The 23,708-nt window shown below is 65.0% G+C and carries 14 protein-coding genes; 7 read left to right on the top strand and 7 right to left on the bottom strand.

The features are described 5' to 3' along the window. Positions 1-69: 69 nt before the first annotated feature. The 3 genes from ACLB1G_RS00595 to ACLB1G_RS00585 form a co-directional block, all read right to left on the bottom strand. Positions 70-750, bottom strand: coding sequence for a choice-of-anchor E domain-containing protein (locus ACLB1G_RS00595; RefSeq protein ID WP_491625230.1), 681 nt, complete (start codon positions 748-750; stop codon positions 70-72). A gap of 45 nt (positions 751-795) precedes the next feature. Continuing rightward, entirely contained in the window at positions 796-1,467 is a 672-nt protein-coding gene (locus ACLB1G_RS00590; protein ID WP_491625229.1) for a choice-of-anchor E domain-containing protein, read from the bottom strand. A gap of 228 nt (positions 1,468-1,695) precedes the next feature. Beyond that, positions 1,696-5,427, bottom strand: a complete 3,732-nt coding sequence (locus ACLB1G_RS00585) for a TonB-dependent receptor (RefSeq protein ID WP_491625228.1) — start codon at positions 5,425-5,427, stop codon at positions 1,696-1,698. 356 nt (positions 5,428-5,783) lie between these two features. Here ACLB1G_RS00585 and ACLB1G_RS00580 point away from each other — a divergent pair, with 356 nt between their 5' ends. The 3 genes from ACLB1G_RS00580 to ACLB1G_RS00570 are packed head-to-tail and all read left to right on the top strand — an operon-like array spanning position 5,784 to position 11,248. Then, positions 5,784-6,365, top strand: coding sequence for an RNA polymerase sigma factor (locus tag ACLB1G_RS00580; protein WP_491625227.1), 582 nt, complete (start codon positions 5,784-5,786; stop codon positions 6,363-6,365). Then, positions 6,352-7,425, top strand: a complete 1,074-nt coding sequence (locus ACLB1G_RS00575) for a FecR family protein (RefSeq protein WP_491625226.1) — start codon at positions 6,352-6,354, stop codon at positions 7,423-7,425. The genes ACLB1G_RS00580 and ACLB1G_RS00575 overlap by 14 nt, the downstream gene beginning before the upstream one ends. A 19-nt stretch (positions 7,426-7,444) precedes the next feature. After that, entirely contained in the window at positions 7,445-11,248 is a 3,804-nt protein-coding gene (locus ACLB1G_RS00570; RefSeq protein ID WP_491625225.1) for a TonB-dependent receptor, read from the top strand. Positions 11,249-11,260: 12 nt separating this feature from the next. Here the strand turns inward: ACLB1G_RS00570 and ACLB1G_RS00565 are convergent, their stop codons facing one another. Continuing rightward, complete coding sequence (locus ACLB1G_RS00565) at positions 11,261-14,452, bottom strand: di-heme oxidoredictase family protein (protein WP_491625224.1); 3,192 nt, start codon at positions 14,450-14,452, stop codon at positions 11,261-11,263. Between the two features lie 206 nt (positions 14,453-14,658). Next, positions 14,659-15,525 (bottom strand): hypothetical protein, encoded by an 867-nt coding sequence (locus ACLB1G_RS00560; RefSeq protein ID WP_491625223.1) that lies wholly within the window; start codon positions 15,523-15,525, stop codon positions 14,659-14,661. A gap of 401 nt (positions 15,526-15,926) precedes the next feature. Here ACLB1G_RS00560 and ACLB1G_RS00555 point away from each other — a divergent pair, with 401 nt between their 5' ends. Continuing rightward, positions 15,927-16,817 carry a DNA-binding protein gene (locus tag ACLB1G_RS00555; RefSeq protein WP_491625222.1) on the top strand — a complete coding sequence of 297 codons (891 nt, stop codon included), beginning with the start codon at positions 15,927-15,929 and terminating at the stop codon, positions 16,815-16,817. Positions 16,818-16,892: 75 nt separating this feature from the next. Beyond that, positions 16,893-17,735: a glutathione-dependent disulfide-bond oxidoreductase gene (gene yghU, locus ACLB1G_RS00550; protein ID WP_491625221.1), complete on the top strand. Its 843-nt coding sequence runs from the start codon at positions 16,893-16,895 to the stop codon at positions 17,733-17,735. A gap of 58 nt (positions 17,736-17,793) precedes the next feature. On the opposite strand, the gene ACLB1G_RS00545 is transcribed toward yghU, so the two are convergent. Both ACLB1G_RS00545 and ACLB1G_RS00540 read right to left on the bottom strand, forming a co-directional pair. Next, the gene (locus tag ACLB1G_RS00545; RefSeq protein ID WP_491625220.1) at positions 17,794-18,894 is read right to left on the bottom strand and encodes a protein kinase domain-containing protein; all 1,101 of its coding nucleotides are present in this window, start codon (positions 18,892-18,894) and stop codon (positions 17,794-17,796) included. Positions 18,895-19,118: 224 nt separating this feature from the next. Next, positions 19,119-20,285 carry a tyrosine-type recombinase/integrase gene (locus ACLB1G_RS00540; RefSeq protein WP_491625219.1) on the bottom strand — a complete coding sequence of 389 codons (1,167 nt, stop codon included), beginning with the start codon at positions 20,283-20,285 and terminating at the stop codon, positions 19,119-19,121. A 239-nt stretch (positions 20,286-20,524) separates the two neighbouring features. Here ACLB1G_RS00540 and ACLB1G_RS00535 point away from each other — a divergent pair, with 239 nt between their 5' ends. Both ACLB1G_RS00535 and xylB read left to right on the top strand, forming a co-directional pair. After that, positions 20,525-22,171: a glycoside hydrolase family 43 protein gene (locus ACLB1G_RS00535; protein ID WP_491625218.1), complete on the top strand. Its 1,647-nt coding sequence runs from the start codon at positions 20,525-20,527 to the stop codon at positions 22,169-22,171. Positions 22,172-22,207: 36 nt separating this feature from the next. Next, entirely contained in the window at positions 22,208-23,683 is a 1,476-nt protein-coding gene (gene xylB / locus ACLB1G_RS00530) for a xylulokinase (RefSeq protein WP_491625217.1), read from the top strand. The last annotated feature ends 25 nt before the right edge of the window (positions 23,684-23,708 follow it).

The following is a 23,708-nucleotide window of genomic DNA, read 5'->3' as shown; positions in this document are numbered from 1 at the left end:
CGGACGCCACGCCAGGGCAAAAAAAAAACGGGAGCCAAGGCTCCCGTTCTGGTCTGGCCACCTGTCGTATCAGGCGGACTTCTTGGCCTTGCGGCGTGCGATGGCGCCCACCAGGCCCAGACCGGCCAGCAGCATGCCGTAGGTTTCCGGTTCCGGCACCGGGGCGGCGGTGTAGGTGTAGGTCACCGATACCTTGGCGTTGACGATGGACGAAGCCAGGTAGTCGGCATTGCCGTCCCCGGTGGACAGGGCCAGGCCGGTGAACGAGAAGTTCAGCGGTGCGCCGGCGGTGAAGGCGGACAGCGAGCTGCCGGTGTACAGCGGCGAGGTCGCGCTGGAGCTCTTGTTCACGAAGGTCACGGTCTTGCCGCCGGTGCCGGCGAAGTCAGGATCGTCATTGTCGATGTCGTAGTCCACGGCGCCCAGGTGCAGGGTCTCCGAATACACGGTGCTGGCGGTCAGCGACAGGCCGCTGCCGACCAGCGACAGCTTGCCGCCAGCGCCGACCACGGTATCGACCGCATAGTTGGCCGCATTCTCGGCGGCCAGGGTGCCGCTGATGGTGCTGTAGAAGGTAAATTGCGCCGAGGTCAGGGTGCCCAGGCTGGTATTGAAACCGGCCAGGCTGATGCTGCTGCCGCTGGGCAGGTGGGTGATGTCATTGACGGTATCCGAGGTGACGGTCACGCTGGCCGCGTTGGCGGCGAAACCGACAGCCAGCAGGGCGCCGGCGACTGCTGCTTTGATCATTTTGTTCATTCAATAGCTCCGTATTCTGGTATCTGTTCGGCTGTATCAGGCTTGGCGGGAAGCGCGCTTGCGGCGTGCAACCACACCCATCAGGCCCAGGCCGGCCAGCAGCATGCCGTAGGTTTCCGGTTCAGGTACCGGAGCTGCAGTATAGGTGTAGGTGACGGTGCCGTAGGCGGTACCGCTGGTGCGGAAGGTCGACAGCACGTTCTCGGCGCCAGCCACGCTCGATACGGCGTTCACCTTGACGTAGGCGCTCAGGGGCGAGGAGCTCAGGAACGAATCCAGGCCGGTGGTGACGGTTTCGGTGCCGTGCAGGGTCAGCGAACCCGGAGTGGTGACCTTGGCGCCGCTGGTGCCGGCTGCGGTCAGCGTCACGTTACCCGAGTACAGGCCCCCGGTGGCCAGGCTGGTGTAGCTGCCGGCGTTCAGCAGGCTCAGCGACAGCGCGGCGTCCACGGCGGGGGTGGTGGTCACGCTGTAGGTGTTGTAGTTGGTCAGGCGTACGGTACCGCTGACGTCGGAGTACAGGTTCACGGTCACGCCGGTCAGGGTACCCAGGGCGGAGTCGAAGCCGGAGAAGCTCAGCACGCCGCTGAAATCGGTCTTGGTGGAGGCGATGCTGCTCAGGTCCACCACCTTGGTGGCCGCCATGGCGGACGCCGAGGCCAGCGACAAGGTTGCCAGCACTACTGCTGCAATTTTGTTCATTTTCATTAGAATTTTTCCTAAACAATGTTTGTCAAAATACAAACAACAGCGCCTGGGTTGCTCGCATTTACTGATTACTTAGGCGAAGCTTAACATAAATTACCGAAAAGATATCTGAAATTCTTCAATAAAAGTTCAATTGCTGCAATAGAAATGATCTATTGGCAATTTCGAGTGCAAAAAAAAGCCGAAGGTGTCGCCACCCTCGGCTTCCTTGCCTTATGGGGCGCAGCCTTATTCGAACTTGAAGTTGATGCCAGCCATGTAGGTGGCGCCAGCATAGTTGTCGGTGTAGACGTTTTTGGTACCGTCCGCGAAGTTGGCAATCGGTCCCGAGGTGGTGCCGGTGTGGGTCTTGCCCAGGTTGCGGCCCTCGATGAAGATTTCCAGGCCGTTCTTGAACTTGTAGGCCAGCTTGGCGTCCACGTAGCGGGTGCCCAACTGGAAGATGGGCGCGCCGGGCGCGTAGGCCGGGGCCACCACGCGGGTGGAGCCGTCGGTCGGGTAGTTGGCGTGCTGCGAGTTGCAACCGGAGATGCAGATGAATTTCTCCGCCACCACCTGCAGCGCCACCCGGGCGCTGAACGCGCCATCGTCATACCACAGCGAACTGTTCCAGGAATACTTGGGTTCGCCAGCGACCGGCATCACCTGGCCGGTGATCAGGTCGCGCACCACGGTGCCCACCAGGTCCGACTTGTTGCGGGTGTAGTTGGCGTCCAGGCCCAGGTTGCGGAAATACCAGGGCAGGAAGGTGAAGGCGGTCTTGCTGGACAGCTCGAAGCCCTTGCGCACATTGGGCAGCTGGTTGGTGTAGCGGCGGTAGTTGAACTGCAGATCGGACAGGTTCTGGCCGGTCTGCGGGTCCGTCACGCCGGAGCCTTCAAAGATGCGGGCGCCGTTGATGGTCTCGGTCAGGGTCGGTGCGCCGATGATGCCTTTCTGCTTGTAGATGGCGCCGGCCAGCATGGTGTCCTTGTTGACATACCATTCCAGCGACAGGTTCTGGTTCTTGTTGGTTTGCGGTTTCAGCTCGGGATTGCCCATGACGCCGCTGCACAGCTGGTCGCGCTGGCTGCCGTCGGCGTCCACCTGGTCCAGGAAGCGCTCGTCATAGGTGCAGGTGCCGCTGGGGATCAGGCGGCCTGCGGGCGGACGGGCGATGGTCTTGGCGTGGTTGTAGCGCAGCACCAGCTTGTCGGCCACCAGCCAGGTGTTCAGGTTCAGGGCCGGCAGGTAGTCGGTCACGCTGGCGTTGATGGTGGTGTCCTGGCGATAGGTGCGGGTATCCACGCCGTTGGCGTTGAGCGGGTCCAGCGGATTGAAGTTGGCGTTCTTCTTGATCGACACGAAGGTCAGCTGGCCGGTGCCGCGCACCTTGGTCTTGACCATGCGGTAGCCGAAGTTGCCGTCGAATTCGATGCCGAAGGGCAGGGCCTTGTTGGTGAAGGGCAGCTGGTCCAGCTTGAAGTCGGCCATCAGGTAGCCGCCGTCCACGGTTTCCACCACGGCATTGAGCGGCTGCTTGTAGGTCTTGCCATCGCTGCCCTGGCAGGTCTTGATGCAGTTCAGGTTGTAGTTGGGCACGCCCAGCAGGCTGTACAGCTTGGCGATGTCGAACTCGGTCCAGCCCTCGGTCAGGCTGCCCGGGCGTTTCGGGTCGCCGGCATAGAATTCGGCGGTGGGCTGCTGGGTGTAGGCTTGCTTGAAGATGTCGGCGTATTGGTCCGGAGTCAGCACCACGGTGCCGGCCAGGTTGCTGCGCGGGTCGTAGTTGGGGGTGTAGCCGTATTTGCAGGGACGGCCGCCGGCGCCCAGCGAGCCGGGCGTGTCCTGGCACACCTGGAAGGTGGTGCGCAGGTTGCTGTTGGGGACGTAGATGCCGGGGATGTAGTTGGCCGCGCCATAGGTGCCGACCGGTTCCTGCACCGTGTAGCCGCCCGTGCCCCAGGCGTCGTAGCCGCTCTTGCGCCGGTTGTAGCCGACCTTGACGCGGGTGATGTAATCGCTGTACTCGCTGGTGGTGATGGCCAGGTCCAGCTTGGCGGTTTTCTCGTAGGACTCGTTGATGCGGGCGTTCTGGAACGGCAGCTGGGTGGCGGCGCTGACCAGCGGCAGCTGGTTGGCGGTGTAGGCCGGGGTCGGCGGCACGAACGGGGTGCCGATGCCGTTGGCGGTCACGGCCGGCTGGGTGCTGAGGCGGTACCAGCTGGCCGGGTTGCTCATGTCCGCGTTGTTATTGTTGGTGAAGTTCCAGATGCCGTTGGGCAGCAAATTGGCCGTCACCGGACCCACGTAGCCGCCCATGTTGACGCGGCGCTCCGAGCGGTAGAAATCGGACTTGGCGTCGCCCAGCAGGAATTCGGCGCGCACGATGCCCTTCTTGTAGGTGCCGCCGGCCTGGGTGTAGCTGGACTTGGTGCCGATATCGAGCAGGGTGCTGTCCACGCCGTAGTAGCCGTCCGAGAACTGGTAGCTGGTGACGTGATGGTTCTTGTCCACCACCACGGTGGCCGGGTTGACGTTGGACACCATGCCATTCACAGCGCCGGTGCTGCGGTAGCTCAGGCCCGGGTACAGGTAGTAGCCGGAACCAGGGGCCACGGCGCGCGTGCCCCAGGCGCCATTGGCCAGCTGGGTAGCGGAGATGGTGTCAACAAACGGCGCACCGACGAAGTTGTTGGCGCCCGTGACGGAGGCCGGGTTGACGGCCACGCCGCCATAGCCCATGTTGGAGGTGTAGGAGGTGACCGTGCCCTTGCTGCGGCTGAATTTGGCGTACACGGTCAGGTCGTTGTTGACCTTGTAGTCCAGCCGGATGTCGCCGCTGTGGCGGGTGTCGTTCCAGCGGTTGACGTTGTAGCGGGTATTGCTGGGCACCCAGTCATTCCACTGGCCCAGGCAGGTCAGCAATTCCTGCTGGCGGGCGTTGATGGCGTTGGTGCGCCCGCTATTGGCGGCGTTGATCAGGTTGGCCTGGGCCGTGGTCAGCAGCGGGAAGGCGGCGTAGCAGTCCTGCTTGGTCTGGGCGGCGGCCGACTTGTTGACGATTTCCTCGGGGGTGCCGCTGACCCAGTTGCCCCCGGCGATCAACGGATAGGTGAAATTAGGGGTGCGCGACAGCACGTCATCCTTGACGGTGCTGGGCTGGAAGGAGAAGGTCTTTTCCGGCGAGTTGTCGAACTCCATCGGACGGTACTGGCCGACATAGCCGTTGGCGCCGCCCTGGTTGATGGCGTGCGCCTCCTGCTTGACCTTGCTGGACGACAGGTTGACCAGCACGCCCAGGCGGCCGTCCATCAACTTCTTCACGCCCACCAGGTTCAGGTTGGGATTGACCTTTTCATTGAGCGAATTCATGGCGCCGGCGGCGCGTATCGACAGGTAATCCTTCTTGAAGTCCAGGCCATTGCGGGTCTGGATGCGCACCGAGCCGCCCAGCGAGCCTTCCACCATGTCGGCGGTCGAGCCCTTGACCACGTCCACGCTCTTGATCAGGTCGGACGACAACTGGCGCATTTCCACGCCGCGCCCGCCGGCGCCGTCGGCGCCGGCCGTGATCCCGCCCAGCATGTCGGTGCCGCCGGCCTGCTGCACGCCCTGGCCGTCCAGTTCCACGCGGGTCAGTTCCGGGCCGTTGCCGCGGATGGACACGCTGATGCCTTCGCCGAACACGCCGCGGTCCACCGCCACGCCGGCCACGCGCGAGATGGCGTCCGCCACGTTACGGTCGGGGAAGGCGCCCACGTCCTCGGCAATGATGGAGTCCTGGGCCGTGTCGGCATTCTTCTTCTTGGTGATGGCTGATTGCTGCGAGGCGCGCGCGCCCACCACCAGCACCTTGGCCACTTCTTCCTGGGCTGCCTCCCTGGCGTCGGCGTTGTGGGCGGTCTGCACGGCGGCCTGCTGGGCGTGGGCGCCGCCGGCCACCAGGGAAGCCAGGGCCATGGCCACGGCCTGGGTCATGTGTTTGGTGCGGAGTGCGTTTTTGGAATACGGTTGCATAAGTCTCGTCCTGGGTTGGAATAATTATGTGAGCAAGAAAAACGGGCAAGCAGCGGCCCGCACCGGCGTCCAGGCGGGATCCGGCGGTCAGTGGGCGCTACGGGAAGGGCGGCTCAGCTCAAGTGGCGCAGGCGGGATACGCGATAGGTCTCATCTCTCTCTCCAATGGTTGATTTGCAGAACTATGGTGTCCTGTCGCCCGTATGACGTCCGGAGTCTTCAATTTCCTGAAGAAACCGGGAAGTAATCAAGAAATTGACCGGTTTGCCGGCTGCAGCCGGTCTCGGCGGGCGTTGTTCTGCCGTTATACTCAAGCAATGAAACCTGAAGTCGTCGACTGGGTCACCACCCATTTCCTGCCGTTCGAGGCCAGGCTGCGCCTGATGCTCAAGCGCGTCTGCGCCAGCGCGGCCGAGGTGGACGACGTGGTGCAGGAGGTGTATTACAAGGTGCTGCAACTCGATGGCGTCGGCCATATCCAGGAACCGCATGCCTTCCTGGTGCGCACCGCCAAGAACGTGGTCACCGACCGCATGCGGCGCGACGCCATCGTCAGCATCGAGGCCATGGCCAACCTGGAGGAGCTGCACGTCGAGGATGCCGCGCCCAGCCCGGAGCGCATCGCGCTGGTGCGCGAGGACTTGCGCTGGCTGTCGTCGCTGATCGAGCGGTTGCCGGAGCGCTGCAAGGCCGTGTTCCAGGCGCGCCGCGTGTATGGCATGTCGCAGCATGAAACGGTGGCCAGCCTGAATATCCCCGAGAGCGCGGTGGAATACGAGACCATGCGCGGTTCCAGGCTGCTGTCGGAAATGATCGCCGCCGAGGGCGGGTTCGAAGAATATGGCGCCGCGCCCGCGCGCGCCGCCAGGATAGGTGTGAAGAAGCATGCCAACGATTGACGAATCAGCCACCGCATGGGTGCTGCGCAGCCTGGGCCGTGAACTGAGCGCACAGGAGCAGCGCGATCTCGACGCCTGGCGCCAGGCCGACATCCGCCACCAGGGCGCCTACCTGCGCGCCACCGCGATCCAGCACGGCTTGCGGCGCCTGGGCGCCGGCCAGCCTGCCGCACTGCGTCCCGAAGGTGCGCCAGCACGCGGGGCACGGCAAACCATGCCGGTAGCGGCAGTCGCGGCGCAGCCGGCGCCGTTAGTGGAAGTCACGCCGGTGGCGCCGCAGCCCGGCCAGGTGGCGCCAGCGCGCCGCCTGTCGCGGCGCGCCTGGGCGTCCCTGGGCGGACTGGCGGCCGGCATCGCGGCACTGGGGCTGGCCCTGCCCATGCTGACCGCCACGCCCGGGCATGCCGAATTTCGCACCGTGCAGGGCGAGCTGCGCAAGGTGCCCCTGCCGGACCAGTCCATCGCCAGTATCAACAGCGGCAGCCGGATGGAGCTCAAGTACACGGACGATACCCGCGCCGTGGTGCTGGACCAGGGCGAAGCCTGGTTCGAGGTGGCAAGGAACAAGGCCCGGCCCTTCATCGTGGAGGCGGGCGACGTGCGGGCGCGCGCGGTGGGCACCGCGTTCTCGGTGCGGCGATTGTCGCGCGGCGCCGAGGTGCTGGTCACCGAGGGCACGGTGGAGGTGTGGTCGGTACGCGGCGGCGAACACCGGCGCATCTCGGCCGGCGAGAGCGCCTACCTGTCCGGCGCCGCCGAGGCGGTATCGGTCAGCCGCCAGCCCAGGGAAGTGGCGCGCAAGCTGGCCTGGCGCGAGGGCAAGCTGGTGTTCGTCGACCAGACCCTGCGCGACGCCGTGGCCGACTTCAACCGCTACAGCGTGAAAAAGATCGTGATTGCCGATCCGGCCCTGCTGGAGCGCAAATTCGTCGGCCAATATCCGGTGGCCGCGCCCGAGGATTTCGCGCACGATGTCAGCGCCTACCTGGGCGTGCCCCTGCAAATCAGCGCCGACCGCATCGTGATCGGAGCCGCGCGCGGCCGGCAGCCGGCCGGCTGAGATGGCGCCCGGGTTGCGCATGCGCCATGCCGCCGCCTTGGCGGCGCTGCTGCTGGCCCTGGGCGCCCGGGCCCAGGAGGCTGCCAGGACGTTTGATATCCCGGCCGGGCCGGCTGCCGCCGCCATCGCCGATTTCGCGCGCCAGGCGGGCGTCAACGTGCTGGCCTCGTCGGACAGCCTGGGGCAGGTGCGCACCAACCAGGTCCAGGGGGCGCTGGGCGTGGAGGAGGCGCTGCGCCGCCTGCTGGCCGGCACCCCGCTGAGCAGCCGTATCAACAGCAATGGCGCCGTGTTCATCATGATGGCGCCCGCCGCTGCCGCGCCGCCCGCCGTAGCCGCGCCGCAGCACACTGAAGCGCAAGCCCGGGCCGAGGCCGCCGCCGAGGGCGCGGTACTGGACCCCGATCCCTGGCGCGTGGTGATCGTGGGCGCGCGCCTGGCCGAGCAGACCTCCATCGAGCGCAAGAAATATGCGGCCACGGCGCGCGATTCCATCGTGGCCGACGACGTCGGCACTTTCCCGGACCGCAACGTGGCCGAGGCAATCTCCCGCATCGCCGGTGTCACCATGAGCCGCAATGACTTTGGCGAGGGCGAAACCGTCTCGGTGCGCGGCAACGGGCCGGAATTGACCCGGGTGGAAATCGATGGCATGGCGGTCAGCTCGCCGGGCGGCACCGACCTGGTGGGCGGCGGCGGCGGGCGCGGCGTCGAGCTGCGCGAGTTGCCGTCCGACCTGATCGCCAGCGTGGACGTGGTCAAGGGCGCCACCGCCGACATGACCGAAGGCTCGCTGGGCGGGGCCATCATCATCAAGACCCGCACCGGCCTCGATTTCAGCAAGCGCACCATCGTCCTGCGCAGCGCCAGCCAGTACAACACCGTCAACCGCAGCTGGTCGCCCAACCTCAACCTGATCTTCGCCGACCAGCTGGCCGATGGCAGGCTGGGCCTGGTGGCAAACCTGTCGCGGGTGCACTATTACAATGAGTCGCACCGCCAGAACGTGTCCGGCTACACGCGCGATATCGACTTCGACAACTCGCCCGACAAGACCTTTGCCCTGAATCCGGCCGCGCTGCGCGAGTCCACCGTGCGCAACGCGGCCGGCGCGCTGCTGGCGCGCGAGCCGGTGCGGGTGATAGGCGGCAGCGCCGCCAGCCCGCTGTTCCGGTCCCTGTCGCCGCTGGAAATCGCCGAGCGCTCCTACCAGGCGCGCAGCAAGACCGATTGCTACGCCGCCTTCCCGGCGTACACGGCGGCCCAGCTGCCCGGCCTGGGCGCCAGCCAGCAGCGCGACGCCCAGCTGAGCCGCATCAACGAGCGCCTGTCCTGCCTCAGGCAATGGGCCGACTATGTGCCCGGGCTGTCGCGCTACTGGATACGCAGCCAGGACGATGCGCGCAGCAACGCCGACCTGCGGCTGGACTTCAAGGTCAACCGCAGCCTGAGCGTGTACGCCAAGTTCGGCGCCGGCAGCCGGCGGGTGGAAGACCAGGATAACCGCCTCGGCCTGGCGCAGCCGGCCATCGCCGCCGATGCGGCCATGTTCAGCGATACCCCCGGCACGCCGCTGTCGCCATCCGTGCGCAGCGTGACGGCGCTGGGCGCGGCCAGCGGCTACTACCTGTGGCCGGGCATGGGCGCGTCCGTCAACGCGCCGGGCGGCGCCATGGCCGATGGCATCGCCTCGACCATCGTGCCCGGCAGCGTGAGCGTGGACAGCGCCCACCATGTCACGGATTTCGTCACCTCCGGCGGCGACATGGGCAACGACGTCACGCTCTCCACCATGGAGAGCCGCGCCCGTAGCAGCCAGTTCGGCGGGCGCTGGCGCTCCGGCGCCCTGCATGTCGATGTGCTGTATGGTAGAACGCGCGGCGACTTCCTGCGCTATGGCGTGCGCGGCGGCGCGGCCACCCGTTCCGGCCGGGTGCGGGCCACGCTCGGCGGCCAGGGCATCTGGCATTACCAGCCATTGGACGGCGAGGGCGGCACCCTGCTGGGCGACCCGTCCAGGCTGCTGGGCATGAACGTGGATCCCGCCACCGGCCGCCTGGTGAGCGTCCCTTCCGTGCTGCGCACCGAGAACCTGCGCGCCACCGAGACCGGCGAGGACCTGTTCAAGGCCGATTTCAGCTACGGCCTGGGCGACATGCTGCCTTTGCTCAAGCGCGTGAAGTGGGGCGCCAGCCGGCGCGCCTATGTGAACAGCACCTGGTACGGCGGCGGCTATGAATACCAGAGCGCGGCGCCCGGCCGCGAGGCCGTCACGGTGCCCACGGCGAACATGCGCAGCACCCTGCAGGCCTGTGAGAATACCCCGGCCACCGTGGTGCCCTGCGCCTACGGCGTGGTCAACACCATCAACCCGCGCTTCCCCCATGACGAGAACATCGTCGTCACGCGCCAGCAATATGTGGACCTGCTGGGCAGCGCCATGGTGCGCCAGACCAATCCCCTGTTCAACGGCTCCTCGCTGGGCGGCGGCGCCGTCACCGGCTGGAACTACCTCGACCTGCAGCGCTTTTTTGCCGGCGCGGGTCTGGACGGCGTCGATACCGTCTGCCTGAAGGAATGCGTGGGCAGCGATGGACGGGTCTACGCGCAGCCCAACGACAAGGCCACCGAGCAGGTCACGGCCGGCTACGTCTCCACCGATTTTGCGCTGCCACTGGGCATGGACATCAACGGCAACTTCGGCTGGCGCTATGTGCACACCCGGGCCGCCGGGCAGGGCTTGCTGACCTTTGCCGCCATCAGCGGCAACAGCACCACCAGCCTGACCCGCAACACCGAATTCAAGGGCAGCAGCACCGACCTGATGCCGGTCCTGAACCTGGCCGCCTGGCTGGCGCCCAATGAGCTGGTGTTCCGCTACAACCGCGCCAAATCCATCGCCCGGCCCGCTATCGCCAGCATGATTTCATCCGGCGTGACCTGCACCTACAACGCCAACCTGACGCCGGGGCAGGGCGAGTACCGCCCGGACGATCCAGCCATGCCGGACCAGGCCTGCAACGGCATCGTGGGCAATCCCTCGCTCAAGCCGCGCACCAATATCAACCAGAATTTTTCGCTGGAATGGTATGCCAACCGCGATTCCATGCTGTCGGCCACCTGGTTCCACTACAAGGGCATTGTCGGCGAAGTGGTGCCGCAGAACGTCAGCAATATGCGTCCGTTCGAGGGCACCGGGCTGCGCGATCCCGCCACCGGCCGTCCGCTGTCGGAGCTGCAGTACAGCTACCGCATGTATGTGAATGGCGACCCGTACACCAGCAGCGGGATGGAATTGAGCGGCAAGACCGCGTTCAGCAGGCTGCCCTGGCTGCTGCGCCACACCGGCGCCAGCGCCAGCTACACCAGGCTGCGCTCCCAGCCCAACGGTTCGCGCGTGTTCGAGCAGATGACGGGCGACGAACTGCCGGTGCGCGGCCAGGCGCGGCATTCCTGGAACCTGTCGCTGTGGTACGACGACGGCGCGCTGAACATGCGGGCCGCCGTACAGGCCAGCACCTCGACCTTTGCCGCGTTTTCCAGCTCGGGCTACAACCTGCCGGTGAACCAGTATGTGGGCAACATCAATCTTCCCTACCAGCCCGGTCTGCCGGTGTTCATCGACGCCTACCGCTACGTCGATGCGCGCATCGGCTACAAATTCAGGAACGGCATCGAGCTGTTCATCGAAGGCCGCAACCTGAACAACTACACCAACAGCGCCTCCAGCGGTCCCTATGGCGCGTTTGCCGACGTACCGGCCTATAGCAGCATGGCCTACGGCGGCAAACGCTTCCTGCTGGGGATGGTGATACGCAATTAAGGCGATATCAGGCTAGAGCGAACGCAGGAAAGCCAATAAGGCGTCGCGCTCGCTGCCGGACAGCTTTTCGAAGCGCTGGCGCGACTTGTCGGCCTCGCCCGCATGCCACATGATGGCCTCGGTCAGGTTGCGGGCGCGGCCGTCGTGCAGGTAGCCTGCCTTGCCGCTGTCGCCCATCACCTTGTCGGTGTAGCCCAGGCCCCACAGCGGCGCGGTGCGCCACATATTGCCCTTGGCCTGGCCCTCCACCAGTCCGTCCGCCAGGCCGGCGCCCATGTCGTGCAGCAGCAGGTCGGTGTAAGGGTGGATGGTCTGGTTGCGCAGCTCGGCGAACAGGTGGCCGGAGCCGGTTTTCATCTCCGCCGTATGGCAGGCCGTGCAGCGCATGCCCTGGAACAGCCTGGCGCCGGCAGCCACCTGCACAGCGTCCACCCTATGCTCGTCCAGCGGCGCCACGCCCTTGGGGAAACCGCTGGGCAGGCTGCGCTGGGCCGGCACCGCCACCAGCGCCAGGTAGCGCGCAATGGCTTGCAGGTCGTCCTCGCTGATGCCCTTCTGGGCCGTGGCGCTGGCGCAGCCGGCCGGGTCGGTGTTGCAGCTGCGGTTGCGGTATACCGGCGAAGTCACCGCCATGTCCTGCAGCAGGGCGGCAGCAGCCTGGTGGCGCAGGCTGGCCTTGGACGCCTTCCAGCCGAAGCGGCCCAGGCGCACCGCGCCGCTCTCCGGATCGAACACGAAATTGGCCACGCCCTTGACGCCATCCACGTCCGGTGTGGCGTTGGCGCGCGCCAGGATGTCGGCTTCCGGCACCGCCTCCAGCAGGCCGGTGCCTATCATGGGCTGGGCCGCGCGCAGCGAGGCCAGGTCCGGCGCCGCCCCCTCGAAGGCCAGGGTGGGCTTGCGCAGCTCGACCACGGTGCCGTCGCCCAGCTTGGCGCTGCTGGTGCTGAAGCCGCCCACGCGCACGCCGGTGCCCCAGTTCTGCGGCGCGCCGGAAGGCGAGATGGCGTTCATCTGCACCGCGCCGCCATATAGCGGGTGCGGCAGCTGCTGGCTGGCGGCGTTGACGGCGGCGACGCGCACCGACATGCTGTCCAGGCGCTGGTTGACGGCGGCAGGCGCCGGGCTGCGGCCATTGTTGACGTGGCAGGCGATGCAGGCCGACTGGTTGAAGCGCGGCCCCTGCAGGCCCACGGCCGCCGCATAGCGGTCGTTGCCGGGCTCGTTGTGGTCGCCGGTAGTGAAGTTGGTGTGCACCAGGCGCCGCCCCTCGACGAAGCGCTGCATGTTCTGCATGCCGACGTTGTTCTGCGGTTGCTGGAACATGAACAGGGCGTTGTCCGAGTAGTTGTACGACACCGAGCCATCGCCGCCGGACAGCGTCTCGGCCGGCAGCGGCACGGAATTGAGTCGCGGCTGCACGCCATACCAGGGCCGCAGCCCCTTGCCCACCACGTACACCCACTCGTAGGAATAGTAGCGGATGCCGCCATTGTCGCCTTTGGCCTGCATGGCCTCGGTGGTGGAGAAGAACGAGGGCGACACTTCGATGATGTCGCCCGCCACCAGTGGCCGCGCCTTGACGTCGGTGCCGTTGGGGAAGCCGTTGGCGTCCAGGCCTGCGTGCCCAGGATACTCCTTGATCTGCAGGGTGCAGGCGCCGTTGATACCGGTGGCGCTGGCCAGTTTGCCGTTGGCGGGATAGGCCACCGGCTTGCAGATATTGATGCTGCGGTCCACCAGCTCGCCGGGCGCCATCCAGCCGTAGCCGGTCACGCCGGGACGGTCGTAGCCGCGGAAGAAGGCCACGCCGCCGGGCAGGAAGTCGACCGGGTTGTACTGGTTGACGATCAGCGTGGGCCGGGTCACGCCCGGCACATTGCTGTTGTCGATGATCTCGAAGCCCCAGGTGCGGTTCTTGAAGTATTGCGGCACGAAGGTGAGGTAGTTGCCCGGCCCCTTGTCCACGGCCAGGCCGGTGGCCGGATCGACGGTCTCGTTGGGGCCGTAGCCGATCTCGTTCCAGTCCTCGCCCCGTTCGCGCCCGTGGCGGGCCAGGCCGCGTGCGCCGAAGCGCGTCACCAGGGCGCCGTTGGGCAGCGTGAATTGCAGGGTTTCCAGCGGCTCGGCAGCCGAGGGCAGGGGTGTCCAGCCGGCGCCGCTGGCCGGGAACCTGGGCGCCGAGGTGGGCGCGGCGGCCAGGGTGTTGTCGCTGCCCGGCGACTTGAATTCCGCCTCGAACAGCGAATAGCCATACTGCGTGGCGCGCGCCACGCCCTGCAGGCGCAGGTAGCGGGCGTTGATGTTCAGGTTGAAGAATTCCTCCGTGCCGCCGTGGCCGTTGCTGACGTAGCGGACCTGGCTCCAGTTCTTGCCGTCATCCGACACCTGCAGCGCATATTCCTTGCCATAGGCGTTTTCCCATACCAGTTTCAGGTAGCCGACCGGCGTCCTGGCGCCAAAGTCGAACTGTATCCAGGCGCCGTCCTCATGGGCGCTGCCCCAGCGGGTCGTGGACTTGCCATCGATGGCCATGGCGGCGCTCATGGCGGCGTTCTCGACGGCCGAGGAGGTGGCGGCGGCGGGCTTGATGGCAACCCCGGGCTTGCTCAGGTCCACTGGCAGCGGTTCGGGCGTGGGTTCCGGGGGCGTGGTCACCGGCGTGCCGGAAAAGGCCTGGATCTCGAAGATGGAATAACCATACTGGCTGGAGCGCTTGACGCCCTGCATGCGCAGGTAGCGGCCCTGGCCGGCCAGTCCGCTCCAGTCCTCGCTGCCGCCCTGGCTGCTGTCCACCGTCTTGATGGTGGTCCAGCGGCTGCCGTCGTCCGACACTTGCAACTGGTACTGGCTGGCGTGTGCATTTTCCCAGTCGATGCGGACGCGGTTGATGGCGACGGTCTTGCCGTAGTCCAGGGTCAGCGACTGGTCGTCGGAAAAGCCGCTGCTCCAGCGGGTGGCGTCGTTGTGGTCGATGGCGGCGGCGGCGGACAGGTCGCCCCGTTCCGCTCCGGTGGCGCTGGCGGCCACCGGCGTCAAGGCGGCTTCGTTGGCGTCGCCAGCGGCGCTGGCAGCCCCCATCAGGACCCGGTTGGCAGGCGTGCTGCCGTTTTCCACGCTGCCGCCGCAGGCGGACAGCATCATGGCCAGCAAAGCGGGAAGGCCTGCGGCCGCCCGGCGGCGCCGGTATGGCTTGTCGTTCATATCTACCCCTGGTGTGAGTTTTAGGCGGGAAAGCTTTCCATCCAAGAGCGACGCCATGCTCTCGGATGCAAACTACTCGATTAATGATTTCCGTGTGGAAACTTTGCCTAGACTATCGCGGGGCGTTTGACATGTCAAGCCGGAAACATGCTGACTACGCAGTCAGCGTGCATGGGGCGGCAAGCGCCGCCAGGACCACGGCCTGGTCAGCTGTAGCGGTCCAGGTATTGGTACAACAACTGCTCGACCAATTTTTCATAGTTGGCCAGCTCGGCCGGCCCATCCGGGGTCTGCCAATCGGTCAGCCAGACCACGTTTTCGCCCAGGGGAAGTTCCAGTTGGCCGATCGCGTGCTGCTGCACGTCGTAGGGACAGGCGATGCCCCAGTAGAAATCGCGCCGGTAGCCGCGCCGCAGGTTGCCCAGGCCAAAATCGACCAGCACCTTGTCCTCGATGATGCAGACGGCATGGCCTTCGATTTGCCCAGGCTTGGCGTGACCGGGCCCGCCCAGGCTGAAAAGGCGGCCTTCGGCCGAGACCCTGACATGGCAGGATTCCACCCGCGCCTGGAAGCCCTTGGCCTGGGCCACGCGCCGCACCAGGGAAGCCATCAAAAAGCATACGCCACCGAAATTGTGCAGGTAGACCCAGCCGAGGTCGTGGAAGTGGTCGTACATTTCCGTGACCAGCTGCTGCAGGCGCGGATCGTCAACCTGGACCAGTAACTGCCGCTCACGCAAATCCTTGCGCAGAATGAAAACACTTTCACATTTGGATTGATATTGCTTGAGCAGTTCGACAAACCGGTCGGTCGGCAGCAATGCGCCGTCCTGCTGGACCATCAATCCGGCCCGGATCATGGATGAGAGGTGCTCACGGACGTCTTCCGCCAGGTAGGGGAGTTCGCTTGTCAGCGTCGCCAGTCCCAGTGGACGGCCGGAGAAGAAATCGCTACCGATTTTCAGGAACAAATCGTATCCCACCGTGGAGGCCGCGGATGGTATTTCATGGACCACCCAGTTGCGTACTTCGGCAACGCCCTGTAACAGCGAAGGAACACGCTGGATTTGCATAAGACCTCTCTTGTATAGCGGAAATATTTAACAGTTTGCCTGTTCAGGGGGGCTAAATTCAAGCGTAGTTTTACTGATAATGGTTAGTGACATGTTCTAAGTGTAATTGATTGTAAGCACGCTTGTGCTGATTGCCGTCTGTCTATGGCTGATTGTAATGTGATTTTGATTGAGTGCAAACCGACTTTTGTCGGATGTTCCAGTTTGCAAGAATAGTTATTTAACAAGAATGTTACATGGGAGGCACGGAGCTGGAGGCGCCGGCAGGAAGGAAGATTGGCTAATTCGGTGAACCTTTAGTGCGATAGCCGCACATTATATTTCTCGGCCCCCATTTTTGCTTGCGCGTGTGTATGCGTGTATTACATAATACGTATTACGTAATTAATTGGGGTGGTGTAATGGCCAGAACAGGACTGGAAAAACAAGAAGTGCAACGCGCGCGCGATAGCTTGCTGGCGCGGCAGCAATACCCGTCAGTGGACGCCGTGCGGGCGGAATTGGGCAATACGGGTTCTAAAAGTACCATACACCGTTATCTCAAGGAGCTGGAGACGGAGTCCGGCAGCCAGGCGGACCGGAGCGTCGCCATTGGCGACGCCCTGCAAGACCTGGTGGCGCGCCTGTCAGCCCGATTGATGGAAGAAGCTGATACCCGTGCCGCCGAGGCTGAGGCTGTTTGCGAGACCAGGATGGCCGAGGCGCAAGCCAGGCTATCTGCCGCCGAGGCGCGCATGGGAGAGCTGCAATCGGCGCTGGCAAGCGAACGGGCGGCGCATGAGGCGAGCAAAAAGGCGCTACAGAGCGCCACCATCGCGCGACACACTGCCGAACAGCAGGTGGCCGATTTGCGCGAACGGCTGGCGGAGAACGATGAGCTGCGCCGCAAGCAGCAGCAGGCCCTGGCCGCCAGGGAGGTGGAAGCCGGCAAGCTGAACCAGGAATGCGCGCGCCTGGCGTCGGAAACTGCGCACGCCAAGCAGGCCCTCTATGAACAGCTGAGCTTGCGCCGCCAGCAGGAGGAAAAGCTGGAGCAGCTGCGCATGCGACAGCAGCACGCGGCCGATGCCGAACGACAGCTGGTGTCCAGGATGGCTGAACTGGCATTGCTGACGGAGCGCCTGGCGGAGGCCGAGGCGGCCGGACTGGCCGCCCAGCAGCGCATCCGCGAACTAGAGCTGGCGCTGGACAAGGCGGAGGCGAGGGCGCAGGTGCAAGAGGGCGTCGCTGCCCAGGTGCGAAGCTATCTTGAGGCCCTGAACCTGCCGCCGTCAGCGCGGGAAAAGCCCTGACCCAGGGCGCTGGCGAGACCAGCCTGCACGCTGCGGCGCGGTGGGATATCATCGGCCTCTCTTTAGGAGAATTTCATGACTGAACAAATCCAATACGTTCCGCCGGAAGTGTGGACTCCGCCAGTGGCCTCCGGCGGCATTTTCGCCAGCATTAACCGCCCCGTGGCGGGCGCCACGCACATGCTGGAACTGCCGCTGGGCAAACACCCGCTGCAGCTTTATTCGCTGGGCACGCCGAACGGAGTGAAAGTCACGATCATGCTGGAGGAGTTGCTGGCGCTGGGCCATGCGGGCGCGGAATATGACGCTTGGCTGATCAAGATCAGCGAGGGCGCGCAATTTTCCAGCGGCTTTGTCGATATCAATCCAAATTCGAAGATACCGGCGCTGGTGGACCATAGCGCCGAAAAACCAGTGCGCGTGTTTGAGTCCGGCTCCATCCTGGTCTATCTGGCCGAGAAATTCGGCGCGTTTTTACCCAAGGATATTGCGAAGCGCACTGAAACGCTGAATTGGCTATTCTGGCAAATGGGCGCCACGCCATTCGTGGGCGGTGGATTCGGCCATTTTTATGCTTACGCACCGGAGAAACTCCAATATCCGATCGACCGCTATGCCATGGAAACCAAACGCCAGCTGGATGTATTGGACAGGCAGTTGGCGCAGCATCGCTACGTGGCCGGCGACGAATATTCCATTGCCGACATGGCGATATGGCCCTGGTATGGCGGACTGGTATTGGGACAGTTATACGGCGCGGGTCGATTCCTGGCCGTGCACGAATATCAGAACGTGCGCCGCTGGGCCGATGAGATCGCGGCACGTCCTGCGGTGATACGCGGGCGCAAAGTCAACCGCACCTTCGGCGACGCCAAGGAACAGGTGCACGAGCGGCACGCGGCCGCTGATCTCGACTGAGCCGCGCCCGCGCCAGGAATTGCCATGATCAAGCCAATTATTGGTGCGGGGAGGGCGTCTACGCGGGGGAGTAGCGCTGGCCGCGCAGGACCAGCATGCCTTTCCGGTAGAGGCCAGCAACCAGATCCTTCAGCAGATCCAGCCGTTGTTCCGTCCGGTTTTGCCATCCCTGCGATGGTGCAAACGTATCAAAAAGAAGCTCTGCAAGTTCGTCTTTCTTCGCGCCGCCTGGAGATTTTTTTGTGATGGCTCGCAGGGCGATAAAGTCAGTGCCCTGAACGTTAAAAATCTTGTCATCCAGGTAGCGCCTGTGGATGCGTACCGTCTCACCAGGTCGGGAGCACGCGGTGGCGCAATTGCTTGCAAATTCGGTCGCCAAGGCATCGATATAGATAGAGCCGGATGACATCTCTTCGATGCAATTGCGGATACGTGCTTTGTGCCCCATGGTCGAGCGGTCAGGAAGTACGCCCGTCAGCAATTGAATGAAACTGACCGCGACCGCATACAGGTCTACACCGGGGCGCGCCACCATTTTGCCTGAGCTATAGGCGGGAGTGTAGGCCGACAGAATATTGCCGTGTTCAGTACTGATACCCATGTCGAGAATTTTTACCAGGCTTTCTGGCGGTGACATGCGGAACACTGTGCCGTGCCGCCTTTTTGGCGCGAGGAGAATAAACAGGTTATCTGGTTTGATATCGGCATGAACATAGCGCCCGGTTCGGCTGTACGGACGCCCATGGATTTGCGCCAATCCGGACAGCAGGCTACGCGCGATCTCGAAACAGTCAAGATAATGCTGGATGTCGCCGCGCTTGAATTTGTGCGCGTCGATGAAATGGCTGATGGAGACCCAGGGCATTTCAAGCAGTTCCATAGCGTACGCATTCCAGCCTTCATCCGAACGGAAATAATCAAAGACCCGGACGGTCTGGCCTTCGATGTCGCGGCAGAGCTGCAATTCATCCGACATATCATGGTCGCTGAACTTTATCGCCACTTCACGGCCTAGCCAATTATCACGCGCGCGCCAGACAGCGCCAAAACCGCTGGGCTGCCCGATGGGCCCTTGGCCGAGCAGCCGGTAGCGTTCTGCAACGAGAGGAAAGAGTTGGCCTATCCGGGCCCGGGTCAGTTCACTTGCTGCATTCGTCATCTTGGTCGTGGTGAATGTTGCGCCTACGGCGAGGTGCTTCCATGATAATGCAATGTTGCGTTAAGGAAAATCTATATTTGTGCGCAAACAAACACTGCGGTTCAAATTCGCATAATACGTATTATGTCAAATAAAGGATCTGCATGCATCATGGTGCTCCAGCAGCGCACCACCCCGGGTTCCGCTACAGCGTGCCCGTCCGCACTAGCCAGGCAGACAGGCATTCACGGTGAAAGAATGTTTTTCCCAGTAACGGAGGCCATGATTTCGTCATGCCGTTCATTGTCGGTCTTGTGCAGGTAGGCCGCCGTGGTGGCGATATTGGCGTGCCCGGCCGTCTCTTGCAGCGTCTTGAGCTGGACGCCGTTGTTGGCGTGGTTGGTCAGCATGCTGTGCCGCAGCCAGTGTGCGGAAGCCTGGCGCAAGGTGGCCGCCATGTCGATATCGCCCAGGGCCGCGGCGGCGTCGGCAGCGGCCGCGAATATCGCCTTGACGGCGTCGGACGCCGCTTCGTCCGTGATGCGCACCAAGCCCGGGCCGCGGCTGGACAGCACCAACGGCGTGTCGTCGCTGCGCGTAGTGTGCGGCAGCAAGCCATAGGCGCTGCGATAGGCGCGGAATGCGGCCAGCATCTCGGGCGGAACCGGTAAGCGGCGCGGCTTGTTGCCTTTGCCTAGCACGTCCAGCCAACAGCGGCCGTTACCATCGCCATAAATCGCGCCCATGCTGGCGCTCACGATCTCGTTCAGGCGGGCGCCGGTATGTGCGTAAGCCACCAGCAGGAAGCGGTCGCGCGCACGCCGGCGCATGGACGCTTGGGTGGGAGCCGGCCGGCTGTCCACCGTGCGCAAGGCCAGGCCGATGGCGTCCTGCGTCAGATAGCGTGTGATGCGGCTGGCCGTGGGCGTGCGGATGTTGCGCACCAGCGCGCCGGCATCGCGCCTCAGATAGCCGGTCTGCTCGGCGTACGCGAACAATCCCTTGACGGCAATCATGGCCTGACGCCGGCTGGCGTCCGACAGCGGCCCGCTGAACGGCCGGTAGCGTGCATCGCTGCGCGGCCATTTGGTTTTGGAGATCCAATCCTGCGGCGGCGACTTGAGGAATTCCTTGTAGGCGTTGAGATCGGCCACACCCAGCTGGCGCAGGCTCTTCCCTGCTTCCTCCCGGCACCAGGTCAGGAAGCGGAACAGCTCTTTTTGCGTGTTGGCCATGGAGCCGGGCCCCAGTTCACCGTGGCTGATGTATTCCCTGGCGATCTCGCTGTCGGTGCGCGCATCGGTCAGCGCATCGTCCGGTATGTCGCGCCAGTCGGGCTGCTGGCGCAAACCCAGGGCGTCGCCCCGGCTGCCCGGCAGCGGTTGCAAGTCTATCGGCATGAATTTTGACATGCGGCTATTATACAGTATTTCATACAGTACTAAAATCGACAATATAATTGGTATTGTCGATTAAATGTCACGCCTCAAACGTAAATATCAGCTGCACGAATCTGCGGCGTTCGCTTGCTTACCCAGTGTGAAATCCACCAACCCACGTAGCGATTCTTAGCAGACCGCAAGCATTGATTGATGGCGGTAATTTCGCTCTGCTACTCTTGTTTTAATCTCTCCCATCCATGCATTGAGCAATGAAGAAAAGCTTACCCCGTAGTTGCGGGGGCGTCCTGGCGCTGGCCCTGCTGGCCGCCTGCCAAAGCGCTCCCACCGCTACCGACCTGCCCCCGGACCCGGCCTGGTTGGCCGACCTGGGCAACGGCAGCTACAAGAACCCGGTGCTGCACGCGGACTATTCGGACCCGGACGCGATCCGGGTCGGCGACACCTATTACATGACCTCCTCCAGTTTCAACAGCGCACCCGGGCTGCCCCTGCTGCAATCGAAAGACCTGGTGAACTGGCAGCTGGTCGGCCACGCCCTGCCCGCTCTGGTCCCGGCCGAGCGCTACGCCGTCCCGCGCCTGGGCGATGGCGTATGGGCGCCCTGTTTGCGCCACCACGACGGCAAATTCTGGATCTTCTACCCCGACCCAGACCTGGGCATCTACGTCACCACCGCCGAGCGCTTCAGCGGGCCATGGAGCGAACCCCGCCTGCTCCTGCCCGGCAAAGGCATCATCGACCCCACCCCGCTGTGGGACCACGACGGCAAAGCCTATCTGCTGCACGCCTGGGCCAAGAGCCGGGCCGGCATCAACAATGTGCTGACCCTGCGCCGCATGGCGCCGGACGCCAGCCGGCTGCTCGATGATGCAGGCGAAGTCATCATCGACGGTAACAATATCCCCAACTACCGCACCCTGGAAGGCCCCAAGTTCTACCAGCACGATGGCTGGTACTACGTGTTCGCGCCAGCCGGCGGCGTGGAGGAAGGCTGGCAGGCCGTGTTCCGCTCGCGCAGGATAGATGGCCCCTACGAGGTGCGCACCGTCATGGACCAGGGCAAGACCCCCATCAACGGCCCGCACCAGGGCGCCTGGGTGCGGGCCCAGGATGGCAAGGACTGGTTCCTGCATTTCCAGGACAAGGGGGCGTACGGCCGCGTGGTCCACCTGCAGCCCATGCGCTGGGCTGACGGCTGGCCCGTGATCGGAGAGGACAGCGCCGTGCCGGGCGTGGGTCAGCCGGTGCTGAGCTACAAAAAGCCGGTGGCCGGCGCCGCCATCCAGGCGCCGCCCACCTCCGACGAATTCGACGGCCCGGAACTCGGCCTGCAGTGGCAGTGGAACGCCAACAGCCAGCCCGGCTGGTACTCCCTCAGCGAGCGCCCTGGCGCGCTGCGCCTGCACACCCAGCCCGCGCCGGAGGCCGCGGCCTATGTGCGGGCCGCGCCCTCCATCCTGGCGCAGAAGTTCCCCGCGCCCGAATTCGTCGTCAACACCAAGATCGAACTCCATGGCGCCCAGGATGGCGACCGCGCCGGCCTGATCGCCAACGGCATGCAGTACGCCTGGCTGGGACTGCGCAAGCGCGGGGGCGCGCAGCAGCTGGTGTACACCACCTGCACGCCAGCCAAGCCGCACTGCACCGAGAGCACCTTCGTGCTGCAGTCCTCGGCGCCCTCCTCGCTTTACCTGCGGCTGCGGGTGTCCGCCGGGGCCGTGGTGCGCTTCGCGTACAGCACGGACGGCGTCAGCTATACGGAGGCGCCCGGCCCGTTCACGGTCAGCAAGGGCCGCTGGGTCGGGGCCCAGGTCGGATTGTTCAGCATTTCGGAGCAGGACGGCGAGCGCGCCTCCAGCCTGGATGTCGATTATTTCCGCGTTACCGCGCACTGAGCCGGCAAGCGCGGCCATTCCCCACACGGAGCAAGCATGTATATCGGTATTGACCTGGGCACCTCGGAAGTCAAGGTGCTGTTGATGAATGACGAGGGCCAGGTGCTGGCGACGGCCGGCGCGCCGCTGGCCATCTCGCGCCCCCGGCCGCAATGGTCGGAGCAGGACCCGGCGCATTGGTGGGCGGCCGCCAACCAGGCCATGGGCGAACTGCGCGCCCGCCATCGCGCGGCGCTGGGCGCGGTGCGGGCCATCGGCCTGTCCGGCCAGATGCACGGCGCCACGCTGCTGGACAGCGCGGGCCGCGTGCTGCGCCCAGCCATCCTGTGGAACGACGGCCGCAGCGAAGCGGAATGCGCCGAACTGCTGCGGCGCGAGCCGCGCCTGCCGGAAATCGCCGCCAACCTGGCCATGCCCGGCTTCACGGCGCCCAAGCTGCTGTGGGTCGCCAGGCATGAGCCGGAGATTTTCCAGCAGGTGGCCAGCGTGCTGCTGCCCAAGGATTACCTGCGCTTCCTGATGACCGGCGAGCAGGTGTCCGAGATGTCGGACGCCGCCGGCACCCTGTGGCTGGACGTGGCGGCGCGCGACTGGTCGGACGCCCTGCTGCAGGCCAGCGGCCTGTCGCGCGCCCACATGCCGCGCCTGGTCGAAGGCAGCGCGCCGTCCGGCGTGCTCAAGCACGAGGTGGCCGATGCCTGGGGCCTGCCGCGCGATGTGGTGGTGGCCGGCGGCGGCGGCGACAACGCGGCCAGCGCGGTCGGCATAGGCGCGGTGCGCGCCGGCCAGGGCTTCATCTCACTGGGCACCTCGGGCGTGCTGTTCGTCGTCACCGACCGCTTGCGCGCCAACCCGGCATCGGCGGTGCACGCCTTCTGCCACGCCCTGCCCGGCCGCTGGCACCAGATGTCGGTGATGCTGTCGGCGGCCAGCTGCCTGTCGTGGGCGGCCCAGGCCACCGGCGCCGACAGTGTGGCCGCCCTGCTGGCCGAAGCCGAGGCGCTCTCGCCGCAGGAACGCGAGCGGGCCCCGCTGTTCCTGCCTTACCTGTCCGGCGAACGCACGCCGCACAACGATCCCCATGCCCAGGGCGTGCTGTTCGGCCTGACGCATGACAGCGGGCGCGGCGCGCTGGGCTACGCCGTGCTGGAAGGCGTGACTTACGGCCTGGCCGACGGCCTGCAGGCCCTGCGCGCGGCCGGCGCCGAAGTGGCCGAACTGTCGCTGGTGGGCGGCGGCGCCCGCAGCGCCTACTGGGCCCAGTTGCTGGCCGATGCGCTGCAGGTGGACATACTCACCCACCAGGATGGCAGCGCCGGCGGGGCGCTCGGTGCGGCCCGCCTGGGCGCGCTGGCCGTGGGCGCTGACGAGGCCGCCCTGTGCGTGTGCCCGCCGGTGCTGGCCTGCTACCAGCCGCAGGCCGCCAGCCACCCCCTGCTGAGCCAGCGCCATGCGCGCTACCGCGCCTTGTACCAGCAGCTCAAACCCCTGTTCCGCCATCAGCCAGGCTGAGTCCCGCTATCAGAGTCCCACTATC

Source organism: Duganella kummerowiae (assembly GCF_053572355.1).
The sequence above is the reverse complement of the archived record's forward strand: the minus strand, read 5'-3'. Positions and strand labels throughout refer to the sequence as shown.